This is a genomic window from Knoellia sp. 3-2P3 (genome assembly GCF_029223115.1).
Taxonomy (GTDB): domain Bacteria; phylum Actinomycetota; class Actinomycetes; order Actinomycetales; family Dermatophilaceae; genus Pedococcus_A.
Map to the genome: position 1 here is coordinate 354,276 of NZ_JARGZE010000002.1, position 18,823 is coordinate 373,098.

Annotated in this window: 18 protein-coding genes and 1 tRNA gene; 7 read left to right on the plus strand and 12 right to left on the minus strand. The window is 72.8% G+C overall.

Annotated elements, in window-relative coordinates; genetic code table 11:
- Position 1: 1 nt before the first annotated feature.
- Complete coding sequence (locus P0Y31_RS07120; RefSeq protein ID WP_275867778.1) at positions 2 to 1,342, minus strand: 3-oxoacyl-ACP reductase; 1,341 nt, start codon at positions 1,340 to 1,342, stop codon at positions 2 to 4.
- Between the two features lies 1 nt (position 1,343).
- The gene (locus tag P0Y31_RS07125) at positions 1,344 to 2,636 is read right to left on the minus strand and encodes an acetyl-CoA C-acetyltransferase (RefSeq protein WP_275867780.1); all 1,293 of its coding nucleotides are present in this window, start codon (positions 2,634 to 2,636) and stop codon (positions 1,344 to 1,346) included.
- A 96-nt stretch (positions 2,637 to 2,732) separates the two neighbouring features.
- On the opposite strand from P0Y31_RS07125, the gene P0Y31_RS07130 reads away from it, so the two are divergent.
- Both P0Y31_RS07130 and P0Y31_RS07135 read left to right on the plus strand, forming a co-directional pair.
- Complete coding sequence (locus P0Y31_RS07130; RefSeq protein WP_275867782.1) at positions 2,733 to 3,398, plus strand: TetR/AcrR family transcriptional regulator; 666 nt, start codon at positions 2,733 to 2,735, stop codon at positions 3,396 to 3,398.
- The gene (locus P0Y31_RS07135) at positions 3,395 to 5,308 is read left to right on the plus strand and encodes an acyl-CoA dehydrogenase (RefSeq protein ID WP_275867784.1); all 1,914 of its coding nucleotides are present in this window, start codon (positions 3,395 to 3,397) and stop codon (positions 5,306 to 5,308) included. The genes P0Y31_RS07130 and P0Y31_RS07135 overlap by 4 nt, the downstream gene beginning before the upstream one ends.
- A gap of 4 nt (positions 5,309 to 5,312) precedes the next feature.
- Here P0Y31_RS07135 and P0Y31_RS07140 read toward each other — a convergent pair whose 3' ends face one another.
- The 8 genes from P0Y31_RS07140 to P0Y31_RS07175 all read right to left on the minus strand — a co-directional run bounded on the left by P0Y31_RS07140 (position 5,313) and on the right by P0Y31_RS07175 (position 11,374).
- Positions 5,313 to 5,735, minus strand: a complete 423-nt coding sequence (locus P0Y31_RS07140) for a VOC family protein (protein WP_275867786.1) — start codon at positions 5,733 to 5,735, stop codon at positions 5,313 to 5,315.
- The gene (locus P0Y31_RS07145; RefSeq protein ID WP_275867788.1) at positions 5,736 to 7,055 is read right to left on the minus strand and encodes a cyclopropane-fatty-acyl-phospholipid synthase family protein; all 1,320 of its coding nucleotides are present in this window, start codon (positions 7,053 to 7,055) and stop codon (positions 5,736 to 5,738) included. It abuts the gene before it with no gap.
- Positions 7,052 to 8,422, minus strand: a complete 1,371-nt coding sequence (locus P0Y31_RS07150) for an FAD-binding oxidoreductase (RefSeq protein ID WP_275867791.1) — start codon at positions 8,420 to 8,422, stop codon at positions 7,052 to 7,054. The genes P0Y31_RS07145 and P0Y31_RS07150 overlap by 4 nt, the downstream gene beginning before the upstream one ends.
- A 110-nt stretch (positions 8,423 to 8,532) precedes the next feature.
- Complete coding sequence (locus tag P0Y31_RS07155) at positions 8,533 to 8,877, minus strand: MOSC N-terminal beta barrel domain-containing protein (RefSeq protein WP_275867793.1); 345 nt, start codon at positions 8,875 to 8,877, stop codon at positions 8,533 to 8,535.
- A gap of 46 nt (positions 8,878 to 8,923) precedes the next feature.
- Positions 8,924 to 9,000, minus strand: a tRNA-Val gene (locus P0Y31_RS07160).
- A 63-nt stretch (positions 9,001 to 9,063) separates the two neighbouring features.
- On the minus strand, positions 9,064 to 9,498 hold the full coding sequence (locus P0Y31_RS07165) for a TIGR02611 family protein (RefSeq protein WP_275867795.1): 435 nt from the start codon (positions 9,496 to 9,498) through the stop codon (positions 9,064 to 9,066).
- Positions 9,495 to 10,364 (minus strand): aminotransferase class IV, encoded by an 870-nt coding sequence (locus P0Y31_RS07170; RefSeq protein ID WP_275867798.1) that lies wholly within the window; start codon positions 10,362 to 10,364, stop codon positions 9,495 to 9,497. Before P0Y31_RS07170 ends, P0Y31_RS07165 begins: the two co-directional genes overlap by 4 nt.
- Positions 10,361 to 11,374: a chorismate-binding protein gene (locus tag P0Y31_RS07175; protein WP_275867800.1), complete on the minus strand. Its 1,014-nt coding sequence runs from the start codon at positions 11,372 to 11,374 to the stop codon at positions 10,361 to 10,363. Before P0Y31_RS07175 ends, P0Y31_RS07170 begins: the two co-directional genes overlap by 4 nt.
- Positions 11,375 to 11,410: 36 nt before the next feature.
- Between P0Y31_RS07175 and P0Y31_RS07180 the strand changes: the two genes are divergently transcribed.
- From P0Y31_RS07180 to P0Y31_RS07200, 5 genes are all read left to right on the plus strand, one after another.
- Positions 11,411 to 12,580, plus strand: a complete 1,170-nt coding sequence (locus P0Y31_RS07180; protein ID WP_275867802.1) for a CapA family protein — start codon at positions 11,411 to 11,413, stop codon at positions 12,578 to 12,580.
- A 94-nt stretch (positions 12,581 to 12,674) separates the two neighbouring features.
- The gene (locus P0Y31_RS07185; protein WP_275867803.1) at positions 12,675 to 13,817 is read left to right on the plus strand and encodes an LLM class flavin-dependent oxidoreductase; all 1,143 of its coding nucleotides are present in this window, start codon (positions 12,675 to 12,677) and stop codon (positions 13,815 to 13,817) included.
- Positions 13,814 to 14,437, plus strand: a complete 624-nt coding sequence (locus P0Y31_RS07190) for a CE1759 family FMN reductase (RefSeq protein WP_275867805.1) — start codon at positions 13,814 to 13,816, stop codon at positions 14,435 to 14,437. Before P0Y31_RS07185 ends, P0Y31_RS07190 begins: the two co-directional genes overlap by 4 nt.
- An 83-nt stretch (positions 14,438 to 14,520) precedes the next feature.
- Entirely contained in the window at positions 14,521 to 15,063 is a 543-nt protein-coding gene (locus tag P0Y31_RS07195) for a flavodoxin domain-containing protein (protein ID WP_275867807.1), read from the plus strand.
- Between the two features lie 5 nt (positions 15,064 to 15,068).
- A complete protein-coding gene (locus P0Y31_RS07200) occupies positions 15,069 to 15,932 on the plus strand; it encodes a universal stress protein (protein ID WP_275867809.1) in 864 nt (287 codons plus the stop codon).
- A 98-nt stretch (positions 15,933 to 16,030) separates the two neighbouring features.
- Here the strand turns inward: P0Y31_RS07200 and P0Y31_RS07205 are convergent, their stop codons facing one another.
- Positions 16,031 to 17,431, minus strand: a complete 1,401-nt coding sequence (locus P0Y31_RS07205; protein ID WP_275867811.1) for an MFS transporter — start codon at positions 17,429 to 17,431, stop codon at positions 16,031 to 16,033.
- Positions 17,428 to 18,792, minus strand: coding sequence for a nitrate/nitrite transporter (locus P0Y31_RS07210; RefSeq protein WP_275867813.1), 1,365 nt, complete (start codon positions 18,790 to 18,792; stop codon positions 17,428 to 17,430). Before P0Y31_RS07210 ends, P0Y31_RS07205 begins: the two co-directional genes overlap by 4 nt.
- Positions 18,793 to 18,823 lie beyond the last annotated feature (31 nt).

Below are 18,823 nucleotides of genomic sequence, written 5' to 3' on the forward strand. Positions count from 1 at the left end.
GTCAGGCCCCCAGCAGGCTCTGGCCGCAGACCCTCACGACGTTGCCGGTGATGCCGGCGCTGGCGTCCTGCGAGAGCCAGGCGATGGTCTCGGCCACGTCGACCGGCAGGCCGCCCTGCGACAGGGAGTTCATCAGCCGGCCCGCCTCGCGGGTGGCGAACGGGATGCGCCCGGTCATCTCCGTCTCGATGAAGCCGGGCGCGACGGCGTTGACGGTGATGCCCCGCGCGCGCAGGCCCGGGTCGCCGCCCAGCGCCTGCACCAGGCCGATGACGCCGGCCTTGGAGGCCGCGTAGTTCGACTGGCCCCGGTTCCCTGCGATGCCGGCGATCGACGAGACGAGCACCAGGTGACCGCCCTCGCGCAGGCCGTCGTCGCCGAGCAGGACCTCGTTCATCCGCAGGATCGACAGCAGGTTCACGTCGAGCACCGAGGCCCAACGCTGCTCGTCGGTGTTGACCAGCAGCTTGTCGCGGGTGATGCCCGCGTTGTGCACCACGATGTCGAGGCCGCCGTGGCGGGCCTTCGCGTGCTCGAGGATGCGCTCGCCCGCGTCTGCGGCGGTGACGTCGAGCTGCAGCGCGGTGCCGCCGACGCGGTTGGCGGTGCCGGCCAGCGACTCCCCGGCAGCCGGCACGTCGACGCACACCACGGTCGCCCCGTCGCGCGAGAGCACGTCGGCGATCGCGGCGCCGATGCCGCGCGCGGCCCCGGTGACGACCGCAACCTTGCCGTCGAGCGGCCGCCGCCAGTCGGTGGGAGCCGGGGCGTCACCACCGGTCACCTCGACGACCTGGGCGTCGACGTAGGCCGAGCGGCCCGACAGCAGGAAGCGCAACGTGCTGTCCACGCCGCTGTCGGCGCCGTCGGCGACCAGCACGAGGTTGGCGGTCGCCCCGGCCCGCAGCTCCTTGCCGATGCTGCGCGTGATGCCCTCCAGGGCCCGGCGAGCGGCCGCCTGGGCCACGGTGGCCGCCTCCCGAGGAGGACGCCCCAACACCACGACACGACCACTGGGGGCGAGCGAGCGCAGGGCGGGGCCGACGAGCGACCGCAGCGTCTCGAGGTCCTCCGGGGACTCCACGGCGCTCAGGTCGGCGACGACGGCCGCCACGCGCTGGCCCTGCGTGAGCGACTCGACGGCCGTGCCCGACTCCTGCTCCAGCAGGGCGCGGACCCGGCCGGCGAGCGGGGCGTCGCCATGGCCGCCCACGAGCACGGGGCCGTCGACGAGCGGTGCGTCCGCGGCATACCGGCGCAGCCGCACCGGCCGGGGCAGCCCGAGCTGGGCCGCGAGCTTCTGCCCGACCCCGGTGTTCACGAAGGAGGCGTAGCCGGCCATGTCAGGCCGCCTCGAGGATCGCCATGACGCCCTGGCCACCAGCGGCGCAGATCGAGACCAGCCCCCGGGCGCCGGACCCCTTCTCGTGCAGCATCTTCGCCAGCGAGGCGACGATGCGGCCGCCGGTCGCGGCGAACGGGTGGCCGGCGGCCAGCGACGAGCCGTGCACGTTGAGCCGGCTGCGGTCGAGGGAGCCGACGGGCTTGGCGAGGCCGAGGCGGTCACGGCAGAACTCCTCGTCCTCCCACGCGGCCAGCGTCGCCAGCACGGTGGAGGCGAAGGCCTCGTGGATCTCGACGAGGTCGAAGTCCTGCAGGGTCATGCCCTGCCGCTCGAGCAGGCGGGGCAGCGCGTAGGCGGGGGCCATGAGCAGGCCCTCGTCGCCGGTGACGTAGTCGACCGCCGCCGTCTCGGCGTCGACGAGGTGCGCCAGCACCGGCAGCCCGCGCTCGGCGGCCCACTCGTCCGTTCCGAGGAGCACGGCGGAGGCGCCGTCGGTGAGGGGGGTGCTGTTGCCCGCCGTCATGGTGGCGCCCTCGCCCTTGCCGAACACCGGCTTGAGGGTGGCCAGCTTCTCGACCGAGGAGTCGGGACGCAGGTTCTCGTCGCGGGTCACGCCCAGGAACGGCGTGACCAGGTCGTCGAAGAACCCGCGCTCCCAGGCGGCGGCGAGGTTGCGGTGGCTGGCGGCGGCGAGCTCGTCCTGCGCCTCGCGAGTGATGCCCCACCGCTTGGCCGTCTGGGCCATGTGGTCGCCCATCGAGAGGCCGGTGCGCGGCTCGACGTTGCGCGGGATCTCCGGCACCACGTGTCCCGGCCGCAGGCCGGTCAGGGCCTTCACCTTCTGCCCGGTCGTCCTGGCCCGGTTGAGGCGCAGCAGCGTCTCGCGCAGCCCCTCGCTGACGGCGATGGGGGCGTCGGAGGCGGTGTCGGTGCCGCCGGCGATGCCGGACTCGACCTGCCCGAGGGCGATCTTGTTGGCCACGAGGATGGTCGCCTCGAGCCCGGTGCCGCAGGCTTGCTGCACGTCGTAGGCGGGGGTGTGCGCCGACAGGCTCGAGCCGAGCACCGACTCCCGGGTGAGGTTGAAGTCGCGGCTGTGCTTGAGCACCGCTCCCGCCGCGACCTCGCCGAGCCGCTCCCCCGCCAGGCCGTGACGGGCCACGAGCCCTTCGAGGGCGGCCGTGAGCATGTCCTGGTTGGAGGCGTGGGCGTAGGTGCCGTTGGCGCGGGCGAACGGGATGCGGTTGCCACCGATGACGGCGGCGCGGCGGGGGGTGCGGGTCGTGGCCACGAGGGCTCCTTCGAGCGGTTCGGGAGTGCCGGGGGGGCGGAATTACCGGGTACGGACGGTAGCAGGTACCGCTCGTACCTGCTACCGTCGCCGATCGTGAGCACCACCACTGACGGGCGCAGCACCCGGTGGGACGAGCACCGGCAGCGACGCCGCGAGGAGCTCGTCGACGCGACGCTGCGCGCCATCCGCCAGCACGGCGCGGCGGTCGGCATGGACGACATCGCCGCAGCGGCGGCCACGAGCAAGACCGTCTTCTACCGCCACTTCACCGACCGCAGCGGGCTGTATGCCGCCGTGGCGGCCCGCGTCGACGCCCTCATCCTGCGCGACGTCACCACCGCGCTGGGCTCGGCGGACCTCGGCGCCGCCGGCGGCTCCCCCCGCCGGCTCATCGCCGCGGCCATCGACTCCTACCTGCGGCTCGTCGAGCGCGACCCGGAGGTCTACCGCTTCGTCGTGGGCGCGCCCCTGCTGGACCGTCCGGCGGGCGGCGACCCGGCCGGCCAGGTGACCTCGCACATCGCCGAGCAGATGTCGGCGGTGCTCGCCTCGGCCCTCGAGGCGGCGGGGCGCGACACCGCCGCCGCCGTGGTGTGGGGGCCCGGGCTCGTGGGCATGGTGCGGGCCGCGGCCGACCAGTGGCTCACCACGGCCGACCCGATGCCGCGCGAGGAGCTCGCCGAGCACCTCACCGACCTGGCCTGGGGCGGGCTCTCGTCCGCCTGGCCGTCCACCCCGTCCCTCGAGGAGCCCCGATGAGCACCCTCAGCACCGCCCTGCGCAAGGCCATCGACGGCCGGTGGGCCCACATCCGCGACGAGGCCCGCTCCGAGCTCGAGCCCGCGCGGTTCGCACCGCCGAGGGGTGAGCTGACCCGCGAGGAGCACCGCGCCCGGGTCGCCGAGCAGCTCCAGCACCTGGCCAGGACCGGCCACCCGGCCCGCGGGCTCTCCAAGGACCTGGGCGGCCAGGGTGACTTCGGGGCATCGGTCACCGCGTTCGAGATGCTCGGCCACGCCGACCTGTCGCTCCTGGTGAAGGCCGGTGTGCACTGGGGGCTGTTCGGCGGCGCGGTGGCGAACCTCGGCACCCGGCGGCACCACGCGGCCTACCTGCCGGCCATCCTGAGCGCCGAGCTGCCCGGCTGCTTCGCGATGACCGAGACCGGGCACGGCTCGGACGTGCAGTCCCTCGGCACCACGGCGACCTACGACCCGGAGACCGACGAGCTCGTCGTGCACACGCCCACACCGGCGGCCCGCAAGGACTACATCGGCGGCGCGGCCCGCGACGGGCGGATGGCGGCCGTCTTCGCCCAGCTGGTCACCGGCGGGCAGTCGCACGGCGTGCACTGCGTGCTGGTCCCCATCCGCGACGAGGACGGCCACCCGATGCCCGGCGTGACCATCGGCGACTGCGGTGGCAAGGCAGGGCTGGCCGGCGTCGACAACGGCCGGCTCACCTTCGAGCACGTGCGGGTGCCGCGCACCAACCTGCTGAACCGGTACGGGGACATCGACGAGCACGGCGTCTACAGCTCCCCCATCGACAACGCCACGCGGCGCTTCTTCACCATGCTCGGCACGCTGGTGCGGGGGCGGATCAGCGTGGCCGGCGGCGCCGGCGCGGCCACCCGCACGGCCCTGACGCTGGCCGTCACGTATGCCGGGCAGCGGCGCCAGTTCGCCCCGCCCGGCAGCGACGAGGAGGTCCTGCTGCTCGACTACCGTGCCCACCAGCGCAAGCTGCTCCCCGCGCTCGCGACCTCCTACGCCCTGATGTTCGCCCAGAACGAGCTGGTCTCGCGGATGCACGACGTGCAGGCCGCCGGCGACGCGGCCGACCCGCGCGCGCAGCGCGAGCTCGAGGCGCGCGCGGCGGGCATCAAGGCGGTGGCGACCGCCCACGCCACCGCGAGCATCCAGACCTGCCGCGAGGCCTGCGGTGGCGCCGGGTACCTGTCCGTGAACCGGCTGCCGGCCCTCAAGGCCGACACCGACGTCTTCACCACCTTCGAGGGCGACAACACGGTCCTCCTCCAGCTGGTGGCCAAGGGCCTGCTGACCGACTACCGCGACACCTTCGGCGACATGGACACCCTCCAGATGGTGCGGTTCGGCGCCCGGCAGGTGGCCGGCGCGGTGATCGAGCGCACCGCCGCCCGGGGCCTGGTCGAGCGGCTCATCGCCGCGGCGCCGGGACGGGACGCCGAGGACGCGGTGCTCGACCGCGGCTGGCAGTGCGCGCTGTTCGAGGACCGTGAGCAGCACCTGCTCGAGACCCTCGCGATGCGGCTGCGCAGGGCCACCGCACCGGGGGCGGACGCGTTCGAGGTGTTCAACGACACGCAGGACCACCTGCTCGCCGCCGCCCGGGCGCACGTCGACAAGGTCGTGCTCGAGGCGTTCGTGGCAGGGGTCGCGGCCTGTGAGGACACCACGGCCCGGGCGGTGCTCGACCGCGTCTGCGACCTCTACGCCCTGTCCACCATCGAGGCGGACAAGGGGTGGTTCCTCGAGCACACCCGGATCACCCCGGCGCGGAGCAAGCAGGTGACCGGCGCGGTCAACGCCCTCTGCGCCGAGCTGCGGCCGCACGCGCAGGACCTCGTCGACGCCTTCGGGATCCCGGTGGAGTGGCTGGGCACCGAGCTGCTGCAGCAGCCCTGAGCGGCTACCTCTCGCGCAGGACCGTCCGGCCGTCGCCGGTCACCGTCCAGAACGGGTTGTGGGCGACCTCCCACGGGTGGCCGTCGGGGTCGATGAAGACGCCGGAGTAGCCACCCCAGAACGTCTCGGCCGGCGGGCGCCCGACCACGGCGCCAGCCGCCCGGGCCTCCTCGAGCACGTCGTCGACCTCCTCCGGCGAGCGCACGTTGAGCGCCAGCGTGACGCCGCCCCAGCCGCCGGAGTCCTCCACGGCGCTGTCGTCGGCGAGCGCCGCGCGGTCCCACAGGCCGATGATCATGCCGCCGGTCTGGAAGAACACCACGTCGTCGTTGTCGTCGCCCCGCTTCCAGCCGAGGGCCTCGTAGAAGGCCCGGGACCGGTCGAGGTCGGCCACGCCGAGGGTGACGAGGCTCAGTCGCTGCTCCATTCAGCCATCCCACCACGGCCGAAGCGGCAGCGCGGACCCACCACGCGGGTCGGGCTTGACGGCCAGCACCTGGTGCAGCTGGACGCCGTTGGTCTCGAAGCTGTAGCGCGAGCCGGCCATGTACAGGCCCCACACCCGTGCCGTGGCCTCACCGACCTCGGCGACGCAGTCCTCCCACTCGTCGGCGAGGTTGCGGCACCAGCCGGCCAGGGTCAGCGCGTAGTGCTCGCGCAGGTTCTCCTCGTGGCGGACCTCGAGGCCGACGTCCTGCATGGCGGCGATGATCGTCCCGGACCCGGTCAGCTCCCCGTCGGGGAACACGTAGCGGTCGATGAACGCGCCGGTGGAGGTGCGCCGGTTCACGGGCCGGGTGATGCAGTGGTTCAGCAGCAACCCACCATCGCGCAGACGGTCCCTGATGCTGCGGAAGTACGTCGGGTAGTTCCGCACGCCGATGTGCTCGGTCAGCCCGATCGACGAGACGGCGTCGAAGCCGCCCTCCGTCAGGTCGCGGTAGTCGCTGTGACGCACCTCGGCGAGGTCGGCGAGACCCTCGGCGGCGATGGCGCGCTGCGCCCACGAGGCCTGCTCGCGCGAGAGGGTGGCGCCGATGACGCGCACCCCGCGCCGCGCGGCATACCGCACCATCCCGCCCCAGCCGCAACCGATGTCGAGCAGGCGGTCGCCCTCCTTGAGGCGCAGCTTCTCGAACACGAGGCGGTACTTGTTCTCCTGGGCCTCCTCGAGCGTGGCTCCCTCGTGCGGGTAGCAGGCGCACGTGTAGGTCATCGACGGGCCGAGGACCTTCTCGTAGAAGGCGTTCGAGACGTCGTAGTGGTGGTGGATCGCCTCGGCGTCGCGCGACCTCGAGTGAAGCAGGCCCTCCGCGACCCGGCGCCAGCGCGGTAGGGCCTCCTGTGGCGGCGGGGGCGGCGGGTGCAGCAGCCCGGAGCCCAGGCTGCGGGCGATGGTGCCGAGGATGCGGGGGGCCGGCAGGTGGAAGCGCAGGCTGCCGAGCGCCGCCAGCACCGGGTAGGGGTCGCCGGGGTGCGCGCCCTCGATGTCGAGGTCACCCGAGACGTAGGCCCGGGCGAGCCCGAGGTCCCCCGGCGCCGTGGCGACGTACGCTGCCCCGCGGGGCGTGCGCAGGTGGAGCCCGATGTCCGAGTCGGCCGGCCCCGCGGAGGAGCCGTCGAACGCGGTGAAGCGCAGGGGCAGCGGACCGTCGACGACCGCCTCGATCACCTCGGCCATGGTCATCCGGGTGTCTGCCGTCCTCGGCTGCTGATGGGGCTGTGGGGTCTGCTTGAGCACGGTCATCTGCGTCTCACCGCCTTGGAGTAGAGGTCCAGGAGCCTGCTGTCGGGGTCGTACCGCTCCTTGAGCGAGCGGTAGGCGTCGCCGCCGTAGAGCCGGTCGAACTCGGCGGGGTCGTAGTAGGCGTCGGAGTACAGCGACTTGTGGCCGTGCCGGGCCGTGACCTCGCGCTCGATGAGACGGTTGACCGCCCCGGGCTGACCGGGAGTGGCCGGCACGGTCGACCAGAAGCCGAGGTTGACGTAGGTCTCGCCGGTCCGCAGCGGGTACAGCGGCCAGGGGCGGGACCCGGGCGCCGGCCTGGCGGGCCCGTCCTCGCGGACGCGCAGCGGGCATAGCCAGATCGGCCCGATCGGGACCTCCCGGAGGAACCAGTGCAGGAAGGCCGCGCACTCCCCCACCGGCACCTCGACGTCCTGCACGACCCGCTCGTGCGGGGGTCGTCCGCGCCGCGCGTCCAGCCGGTCGACGAGGGACCAGCGCTGGTCGAGCGAGACGAGCTTCCAGTAGACGCTGCTGCGTCGCCAGCGCCGCGGCCACAGCCTGCGCAGGGCAGGGTTCTGCGCCCCGAACGCACGGCTGCACCAGAACCAGTCGGTGTCCCAGCGCCACAGGTAGTCGTGGGTGGTCAGCCGGTCGCGCCTCGGCTCGGGCGCGTCGTGCTGGAGCGAGCGGTAGTAGATGTGCTGCCCCGTGTAGTCGCTGACCGGGCCCGGCTCGTCGGTGCGCCGGCCCAGCGTGAGGTAGGCCTCGGTGGCGCTGAAGACCACGCCGTCGAGGTAGTCGACGTCCTCACCCTCGTGGGTGCGCTCGCGGACCACGCGCTCGAGCACCTCGACGAGGGCCTCGATGGTGTGGAACCGCAGGTGGCGCAGGGCCACGAAACGCAGCACCGGCTCGAGCTCGATCCGCAGCCGGGTCGCGTACCCGAGCGTTCCGTAGGAGTTCGGGAAACCGCGCCAGAGGTCGTCGTGCTCGCCGCCCGGCCCGGCGGTGACCACCTCGCCGGCGCCGGTGAGGATGTCCATCTCCAGCACGGACTCGTGCGGCAGTCCGCTGCGGAACGAGGTCGACTCGATGCCCAGGCCGGTGACCGCGCCTCCCAGCGTGATCGTCCTCAGCTGGGGCACCACGAGGGGGACGAGCCCGTGGGGAAGGGTTGCGGCGACGAGGTCCTCGTAGGTGCACATCCCGGCGACGTCGGCCGTGCGCGCCTCGGTGTCGATGCTGATGACGTCCGCGAGTCCACTGACGTCGAGACCGGGGGCGCCCGTGCGGGCTCGGGCGCGGAATAGGTTCGAGGTCCTCTTGGCCAGCCGCACGGGGGCGGACGGCGGGATCGAGCGGTAGCTGGCGACCAGCCGCTGCACCGCGGCAGCGTGCTGCTGGGGGGCTCCCGATCTGCTGGTGACGGCTCCCCCCGGCTCTGACGTCAGGCGGTCAGGCACACTCGCAGGCTAGGCCGGGGCGGCATCCTGCGTCACCCGATTACCTCGACTGGGTCCCCGACGCTGACCTTGCCCGGCGTCCGCACGCGGGCGTAGACACCCGGGCACCCGCCCGGGACGGCGTCCACCTCGAGCTCGACGACGCCGAGGCGCAGGGTCGAGCCCACCGCCTGCTGCAGCGCCTCCCCCGTCATGGTGACGATGAAGTTGGCCCGGGTGTCCTCGTCGGCATCCTCGGCCGCCACGAGCTGCACGGGCGCGCGCTTGCGCCGGTCCCCGGCGAGGCCCTCGGTCTCGACATCGGCGACCGAGAGCTCCTGCCCGGCCTCGCCCTTGACCGGGTAGATGTGGATCGACGCGACGAGTGCTCCGGTCATGACCTCACGGTAGACCCGCACCGCCACCGTCGCCCCCGTTCACTGCTGGTGGACGTGAAGGGACTCGAACCCCTGGCCTCTCGCGTGTGAAGCGAACGCTCTAACCAACTGAGCTACACGTCCAGTGCCCTCGCGGGCTCGTGAAGGATAGCGGGAGGGGGTCCCGCAGGCGAAATCCGGGGGTGCTCAGAGCCCCGGCAGCTGCTGGAGCGGCATCTGGATGACGTCAGGAAGCATCGACGGCACACCCGCCACGAGGAAGAGCAGGTAGAAGATCACGCCGACCAGCACCGCGGTGAGGATCGCGGCCAGGCCCTTGAACCAGAGCGGTTTTGGTCGCATCCAGTCGTTCCAGGCCTGCAGCTTCGCCCTGCCGAACGCGAGCAGCCGCTTGGCCCAGTCGAACTCCGAGGCCAGGATGCCGATGCCGATGAAGACCACGAGCCAGCCAGGGCCCGGGAAAGGGACCATGACGAGTCCGCCCACGGTGACGAGGGTGCCCACGACGCCGATGACGGTCCGGTAGATCCGGTGCGAGTGCGGGTTGGACCGGATGCGGCGGCGCCACTCCCAGTCGCGGTCCTGTCGGCCGCCCTCCACCGGCGTCTCCTGCCGGCTCACGGGTCCAGCCTCCGGGAGGACTCGCGCGCGAACACCTTGCGGGCCCGCACCGTGACCGGTCCGGGCTCGAGGGCCCGCTCGGACGTCAGCCCGACCACGCGGTCGACGGCCAGGACGTCCTTGGTGGAGCTCGTGATGAAGACCTCGTCGCAGTCCTCGAGCACCGACAGCGGCATGGCCTCCTCGCGGACCTCGAGGCCGTCGGCGCGGCACCACTCCACCGTCAGGGCGCGGGTCACCCCGGCCAGGCAGCCCGAGTCCAGCGGCGGGGTCCAGACCACGCCGTCCCGCACGACGAAGACGTTGCTGCCGGTGCCCTCGCAGAGCTCGCCGCGGGTGTTGGAGAACAACGCCTCGATCGCGCCGCGCTCCTTGGCGTGTGCCAGGGCGACGACGTTCTCGGCGTAGGAGGTCGTCTTGAGACCGGCCACGGGGCTGCGCTCGTTGCGCACCCACGGCACCACGGCCACCCCGGCGCTGGCCGGGGGCCGCGGCTGAGGGCCGGCGGTGACGATGTAGGTCAGCGGCGAGGTGTCGCGGTCGGACCCCAGCGGCCCGGCCCCGCCGGTCACGGAGTACCGCAGCCGCCCGAAGTCGAGGGGCGTGCCGGCGCTGAGCACGGCCTTGACGCCCTCGGCGATGTACCCGTGGTCGGCAGGAGGCAGGCCGAGCCCGGCCAGGGTGCGGTCGAGGCGGGCGGCGTGGCGGGTGGGGGCGAAGACCTGGCCCCGGTCGACCTTGCAGGTCTCGAAGGCGCCGTCGCCCACGGTGACGCCGTGGTCGAGCGCGGCGATGGCTGGTTCGTCCGGGCCGACGAGGTTCCCGTTCACCCAGACCCGCACCTGCGGCACCGCACTGCTGCTCATGCCTGAACCCTCCCAGATGCCAAGCCGATGAGGCGAACCGCTTTCAGCTCCGTCTCCTCCCACTCGCCCTGCGCGTCAGAACCCCACGTGATGCCGGCACCGGTGCCGAACCGGAGCCACCGCTCCCCCTGCTCGTCGTGCTCTGCCCAGAACGTCCGGATGCCCACCGCGAGTTCCGCACGGCCGTTGTCGGCGTCGATCCAGCCCACCGCCCCGCAGTAGGGACCGCGGGGTCCCCGCTCGAGGTCGGCGATGGCGGTGAGGGCGCTCGACTTCGGCGCCCCGGAGACCGACCCCGGCGGGAAGGTGGCCGCGAAGACGTCGGCCCAGGTGGTGTTCGGGACCAGCTCCCCCGAGACGGTCGACACCAGGTGGACCAGCCCGGGGTGCTCCTCCGGGGCGCACAGGTGGTCGACCCGCACGCTGCCCGGGCGGCACACCCGCTGCAGGTCGTTGCGCACCAGGTCGACGATCATGACGTTCTCGGCGTAGTCCTTGGGGAGCATCGCGTCGAGCACCGGCGCGGTGCCCTTGATCGGCCGCGACTCCAGCCGGGCGCCGTCGCGCACCAGGAAGGCCTCCGGCGAGGCGGAGACGACGTCGAGCCCTGCCTCGGGCACGTGCACCCGGGCCGCGTACGGCGCGGGGTTGCCCTCGGCCAGCAGGCCGGCCAGGCCGTCGAGGTCGGCCTCCTCGCCGAGGCGGTGGGAGAGCACGCGGCAGAGGTTGACCTGGTAGACGGTGCCGGCCGCGATGCGTCGGCGCACCTCTTCGACACCGGCGAGGTATGCCGCGTGGTCCAGGCTGCTGTGCCACTGCCGGTCGAGCGGCGCCCACGGGGCCGGCTGGGCCGGCGGCGCGTCACGCTCGACGTCGGCGAATCGGACGGCGGTGACGGCCCCCTCGAAGTCGGCCACCACGGCCCAGAACCCGCTCTCGACCCCGGCCAGGTCGCGGCGCACCTCGACGACCTCCCGCGCGACGACGGGGCCGAAGCGGGCGTGGGACACGGGCAGATCATAGGGACGCCCCTAGACTGCGCGACCATGCGTGCACTGGGGACCACTGCTGCGGCCCTCGTGGCGCTGCTGGCGGCCGGCTGCGCCGGTGGCGCCGATGCGGCCAACCTGCCCCCCTCGGGCAGGACGACGCCGGCCCCGTCCGCCACCTCGTCCGCCACCGCCTCGGCGACCGGCCCGGCGGCCACGCCCTCCGCCACGCCGGCCACACCGTCCGCCACGGCGACGGCGACCGGCGCGGACGACGACACCCTGACCCTGGCCTTCGCCGGGGACGTGCACTTCGAGGAGTACCTCGCCCCGCTCGCCCGCGACCCCCACGGCCTCGACGAGCTGCGCACCACCCTGGGGGCGGCCGACCTCGCGGTGGTCAACCTCGAGACCGCGCTCACCGAGCGCGGGGCGCCGATCGGCAAGGAGTTCCACTTCCGGGCCCCCGCGTCCGCGCTCGACACCCTGGCCGGCGCCGGGGTCGACGCGGTCAGCATGGCCAACAACCACGGCGCCGACTACGGGGCGGTCGGCCTGCGCGACACCCTCGCCGCACGCAGGACCAGCCCCATCCCGGTCGTCGGCATCGGCGCCGACGACGACGAGGCCTTCGCGCCGGCGACCCTCGAGGCCAAGGGCCTGAAGGTCGCCCTGTTCGGCGCCTCGCAGGTCTACGAGATGACCCTGGCCAGCTGGTCGGCCGACGAGGACTCCCCCGGCATCGCGAGCGCGGCGCCCCTCGGGCCGCTGCGCCGCGCCGTCGAGAAGGCGTCACGCAGCCACGACCTCGTGGTGGTCTTCATGCACTGGGGGCTCGACTACCAGCAGTGTCAGGACGGGCTCTCGACGACGACGGCGCAGGCGCTCGAGGCGGCCGGCGCCGACGTGGTCGTCGGCGGGCACTCCCACCGGGTCAACGGGGCCGGGTGGCTCGGCCGGGCCTACGTCGCGTACGGGCTGGGCAACTTCGTCTGGTGGCGCAGCCGGGAGCCGGACTCCCGCACCGGGGTACTCACCCTCACCGTGGACGCCGAGCGCGCTCGCGGGCAGGGGTCGTCGACGCCCGCCGTCACGAAGGCACGCTGGACCCCCATGCTCGTCGGCGCCGACGGCATACCCCGTGAGCCCGGACCGGCCGACCGGCAGCGCCTCATGAGCGTCTGGAAGCAGGCGGCCGCGTGCTCCGGGCTGGCCCAGCGGCCCTGACCCCGGCATCGGCCACTCCCCTGGGAATGCCGCGGGCGGGTACGCTGTTCCGACGGTAGTTGAATTTTTGACGACACCACGGAAAGAGCGAGTGATGCAGTTCGGGATCTTCACGGTCGGCGACGTCACGCCCGACCCCACCACCGGCCGCACCCCCACCGAGCACGAGCGCATCAAGGCGACCGTCGCCATCGCGAGGAAGGCGGAGGAGGTCGGCCTCGACGTGTTCGCCACGGGCGAGCACCACAACCCGCCGTTCGCCGCCCCGGCGAACCCGACGGTGCTGCTGGCCCACGTCGCCGCCCAGACCGAGCGGGTCGTCCTCTCGACCGCGACGACACTGGTCACCACCAACGACCCGGTGCGCCTGGCGGAGGACTACGCCTACCTGCAGCACCTTGCCGACGGCCGCGTCGACCTCATGATGGGTCGCGGCAACACCGGCCCGGTCTACCCGTGGTTCGGCAAGGACATCCGCGACGGCATCCCGCTCGCCATCGAGAACTACGCCCTGCTGCGCCGCCTGTGGACCGAGGAGGCCGTCACCTGGAGCGGCAAGCACCGGACGCCCCTGCAGGGCTTCACCTCCACGCCCCGGCCGCTGGACGGCATACCTCCGTTCGTGTGGCACGGCTCGATCCGCTCCCCCGAGATCGCCGAGCAGGCCGCCTACTACGGCGACGGGTTCTTCCACAACAACATCTTCTGGCCGATGAGCCACACGAAGCAGATGGTGCAGCTGTACCGCCGCCGCTTCGAGCACTACGGCCACGGCCGCGCCGACCAGGCGATCGTCGGCCTCGGCGGCCAGGTCTTCATGCGCCCCCGCTCGCAGGACGCGGTGCGCGAGTTCCGGCCCTACTTCGACGTCGCACCGGTCTACGGCCACGGCCCCTCGCTGGAGGACTTCTCCCGCGAGACGCCGCTGACCGTCGGCAGCCCGCAGCAGGTCATCGAGCGGTATGCCGCGATGGCCGACGAGGTCGGCGACTACCAGCGCCAGCTGTTCCTCATCGACCACGCGGGCCTTCCGCTGGCCACGGTGATGGAGCAGCTCGAGATGCTCGGCGGTGAGGTGGTGCCCGAGCTGCGGCGCATCGCGGCCGCCCGCAGGCCGGCCCACGTGCCCGACGCCCCGACCCACGCCTCGCGCGTCGCCGCGGCCGGCGGGGGGCGGGACGCGACCGTCCACGCGGTCGAGGACGTCACGGGCTCCTCCCCGGAGGTGGCCCGATGACGCGCCGTGTCGTCGTCGTCAGCGCCGGCCTGGGCCAGCCGTCGTCGACCCGCCTGCTCGGCGACCTCCTCGCCACTGCCACCGTCGACGCCCTCCTCGAGGGCGGCGTCGAGGCCGAGGTGGAGGTCGTCGAGCTCCGGGAGCTCGCGCACGACCTCACCAACACGCTGCTCGCCGGGTTCCCCACCGGCGGGGTCCGCGAAGCCTTGGCGACGCTCGCCGCCGCCGACGCGGTCGTGGCGGTGACCCCGGTCTACCAGGGCTCCTACAGCGGCCTGTTCAAGACCTTCTTCGACGTGGTGGAGCGTGACGTGCTCCGCGGAACCCCCGTGCTGCTGGCGGCCACCGGTGGCACCGCGCGCCACTCCCTGGTCCTCGAGTTCGCCCTCCGGCCGCTGTTCACCCACCTCGGCGCCGTCGCCGTGGGCACGGCCGTCTTCGCCGCCTCCGAGGACTGGGGCGCCGCCGGTGGGGCCGAGCAGGGCCTCACCGCACGGGTCCGGCGCGCCGGCGCCGAGCTGGCCACCCTCGCTGCGGCCCGGGTGCACCCCGGTCCGCGCGACCCGTTCGGCGACCCCGTCCCCTTCGAGGACCTGCTCGCCGGGGGCTGGTCCGGGTAGGGACCTTCGGCACCGGCCCCGCCCAGCTCCCCCGGTCATCATGGGGACGAGAGCAGACGGGACCGCTGCACAGGAGGTGCACCATGACACGGGCCCTGGTCGTCTACGAGTCCGTACTCGGCAACACGCAGGCGGTGGCCAAGGCGATCGCGGAGGGCCTTGGCGAGTCGCGCCCCGTCACCGTCCGCGAGGTCGCCGACGCCCCCGACACGATCCCGCCCGACGTCGGCCTCCTCGTCGTGGGAGGGCCGACGCACGCCTTCGGGATGAGCCGGCCGGAGTCCCGGGCCGACGCCGAGAGGGAGGCGCCGGGGCAGGTGGTCTCCAGGGGACGCGGCATCCGCGAGTGGCTCGAGGACCTCGCGCCCGGCGACGGCCGCACGCCCACCGCCACCTTCGACACCCGCGTCGACAAGCCGCACCTGCCGGGGTCCGCGGCGAAGAAGGCTCGCAAACGGTTGGCGCACAAGGGCTTCCCAGAGTTCGAGCAGCCACACAGCTTCTACGTCCACGGCAAGGCGGGGCCGCTGGTCGACGACGAGCTGGCGCGGGCCCGCTCGTGGGGCGAGGAGCTCGGCCGGCACCTGGCACTGACCGAGTCCGCTCCGGGCTCTGGGCTGCGGTGACGACCATGACCATTCACCCGGGCTCCGTGGTCGTCGGGGTCGACGGCTCGCCCGGCAGCGACGCGGCCCTGGACTGGGCTGTCGAGGAGGCGGCCCGCCGCCGGCTCCCGCTGCACCTGGTGCACGCCACCAACATCGACTACCTCGTCGCCGCCGCCATGCTCAACCCCGCCGACGCCCCGCCGGCGCTCGACGACCTCGTCGAGACCGCGCGCGACCGGGTCCGAGCGGCCAGCCCCTCTCTGCACGTGACGGCCGAGGCCTCCACAGGTGCAGCCGCCCACGACCTCGTGGTGCGGTCGGAGGGCGCGGAGTGCGTCGTCGTCGGGGCGCGCGGCAAGAGCACCGCGCGCGGGGCGCTGGGCTCCGTGTCGCTCCAGGTCGCCATGCACGCGCACAGCCCGGTGGTCGTCGTCCGGGGCACAGAGGCCGGGGCCGAGGGCGGCCCCGTGGTCGTGGGCATCGACGGGTCGGCGCTCTCGCGCGACGCGCTCGGGTACGCCTTCGAGCAGGCGTCCCTGCGGGGCGTCCCGCTCGTCGTGGTCTACGCGTGGTGGATCGAGTTCGTGGACGGGGTGGTCGTCACGACGGTGGGCTCGCCGCAGTGGACCGCCGCCGAGCAGCGCCAGCGGATCACCGTCGCCGAGACCATGGCCGGGTGGCAGGAGAAGTACCCCGACGTGGCGGTCGACGTGCGGCTCGAGCACGCCCGTCCCATCGATGCGATCGAGCGGGCCTCGCAGGGTGCCTGCCTCACCGTCGTCGGCGCCCGTGGCCGTGGAGGTTTCCGCGGGCTGATGCTGGGTTCGGTGAGCCATGGCGTGCTGCACCGCGCGCACAGCCCCGTCGCCGTGGTCCGGCCGCGCTGACCGCCAGCCCGTGCCGGGCGGGCACGGCATACCGCAGGACGACGCCCCCGAGGGATCCCCTCGGGGGCGTCGTGGTCGGGCCGTGACCCGTTCGCGGGTCAGGACGGTTTGGGAGCGCCCTTGCGGGCGTAGCGCATCCACGTGATCACGACACACATGACCGCCCAGGCGATGCCGATCGCGTAGAAGGCCTCGGGCGCCATGATGGTCAGGCCCACGCCGAAGAGGAACGGGCCGAACGCGGCGATCGCGGCGGTCCAGCCGATCACGCCACCGGCCTGGCGGCGCTCGAAGATCATCGGCATCTGCTTGAAGGTCGACGCGTTGCCGATCCCGCTGAACAGGAAGATCGCCAGCATGCCGTAGAGGAAGCTGTTGAAGTCGCTCTGCAGCGCGGCCGCCGACGACGTGTCGGGGCTGAGGGCCGTCATGGTGAAGGCGATCGAGGCGATGAGGCCCAGGCCCGAGATGAGCGTCCAGATCGCGCCCCCCATGCGGTCGGTGAGCGGGCTGAAGAGCACCCGGGCACCGGCGCCGACGAGCGGGCCGAGGAAGACGTACTTGACCGGGTCCGGGACGCTGTAGCCCTCGACGAGCAGCTGGGCGCTCTGCCCGACGCCCTGCACGATGTCGGAGTTGCCCGCGCCGTAGAGGTTCTTCATGAGCAGGCCGAACTGGGCGGACAGGCCCGAGAACGTGCCGAAGGTCATGATGTAGATGAGCGTCATCCACCAGGTGTCCTGGTTGGAGAAGATGTCGAACTGCTGGCGGATGTTGGCCGTGATCGGCACCGACTTCAGCATCGTCCACGCCAGCACCGCGCCGACGAGGATGAACGGGATGTAGATGAACGCGGCGTTCTGGTACCAGACCTCGGTGGCCGGCTTGCCCGGCAGGCCCTGCATCGTCTGCGAGCCGCCGAGGAAGCCGATCAGCCCGAACCCGATGATCCACGGCGTGAGCAGCTGCACGAGCGAGACGCCGAAGTTGCCGATGCCGGCCTGCAGGCCGAGCGCGGTGCCCTGCAGGCGCCGCGGGAAGAAGTAGGACGTGCTCGGCATGAAGCCGGAGAACGCGCCGCCGCCGATGCCGGACAGGAAGGCCAGGACCAGCAGCTCCCAGTACGGCGTCGTCGGGTCCTGCACGCGCACGCCCCAGCCCAGCACGGGGAAGATGAGCAGCAGGGTGGTCAGGGTGACCATCTTGCGGGTGCCCATGATGGGCGGCAGGACCATCCAGACCAGCCGGAAGAGCCCGCCGGCCAGGCCCGGCATCGAGGTCAGCCAGTAGAGCTGGGTCTGCGTCAGGTCGAAGCCGAGGTTGGTCAGCTTCGGTGCGATCGCACTGGCGAGGAACCACGAGGCGAAGCAGAGCGTGAGCGTGAAGGTGGTGATCGACAGCGTCGTCCAGGCCAGGCGCCTGTCCCACGTCTCCTCGTTCTCGGGATCCCAGGACTGGAGCCATTCGCTCCCACGCCGGGTCTCGGCGGCTGTGCTCATGCGCGTGCCTCCTCGGGCTCACGGGTGGTGGTGGTGCCGATGGCAGGGACCTGCTCCGGCGGGGTCTCCAGGTGCGTCGCCAGCTCCGGCGACTTCTCGTGCAGCATCCCCACGACGGTCCAGTGCATCCACACCGAGCAGGCGACGGTGAGCAGGAACAGCACGAAGAAGGTGCTGGACGGGAAGCCGGTCCACTGCTGGCTGTAGGCGAACATCGGCGGCAGGAAGAAGCCGCCGAGACCACCGAGCATGCCGACCAGCCCGCCGACGGCGCCCACGTCGTGGGGGAAGTACTCCGGGATGTGCTTGTAGACGGCGGCCTTGCCGATGCCCATGGCGCAGCCGAGGACGAACACGACCACGGCGAAGGGGACGATGCCGATCGTGTAGGGCAGCACCTCTCGGGCTCCCTCGCGGGTCTGGACGACGATGTGGCCGTTGGGCATCGAGAGCACGAGGGTGCTGGCCATCATCACGCCGAACGTCCAGTACATCGCCCGGCGCGCGCCCCAGCGGTCGGAGAACCAGCCGCCGACCGGCCGGAGCAGCGACGCGGGGAAGATGAAGGTGGCGGTGAGCAGCGCAGCGGTCGAGAGGCTCACGTCGAAGTTGTCGACGTAGTACTTGGGCAGCCAGGCGGCCAGGGCCACGTAGGCACCGAAGACGGCCACGTAGTAGAGGCTGAAGCGCCACACCCGCACCTGCCGCAGCGGGAGCAGCTGCTCACGCAGTGGGCGCCCGTGTCCCGGCATCCGGTCGTGGTGCGGCGTGATGACCCAGGTGAGCACGGCGAGGAGCAGCAGCAGCACCGAGTAGATGACGGGCACGATGCGCCAACCGCCCTGGATGACGCCGAAGTAGGTGGTGCCGGCCGTGCCCGCGATGAGGGCGGGGCCGATGAACTTCGTGACCGAGGCCCCCACGTTGCCGGCGCCGAACACGCCGAGCGCGAAGCCCTGGTGCTCACGCGGTGTCCAGGCCGAGTTCCAGGCGATGCCGGCGCTGAAGGAGTTGCCCGCGAACCCGACGAGGAAGGCCAGCACGAGCAGCAGCCCGTAGCTCTCCGCCTGCGACACCAAGTAGGCCGGGATGGCCGTGACGGCCAGCATCACCGCGAAGACCTTGCGCCCACCGATGCGGTCGGTCACCATCCCCGCCGGGAGGCGCCACATCGAGCCGTTCAGCACGGCGACGGCGGACAGCCACGACAGCTGCACGTCCGTGAGGCCGAACTCCTTGCGGATCGGGATGCCGAGGATGCCGAACATCAGCCACACGGCGAACATCACGGTGAAGCTCAGGGTGGACATCACCAGGACCCGGGTGGCCCCCGACCTCGTCCCCGCGTCGTGCTCGTGCATTGCTCTCCTGCCCCACGCTGTCGCAGCCCAC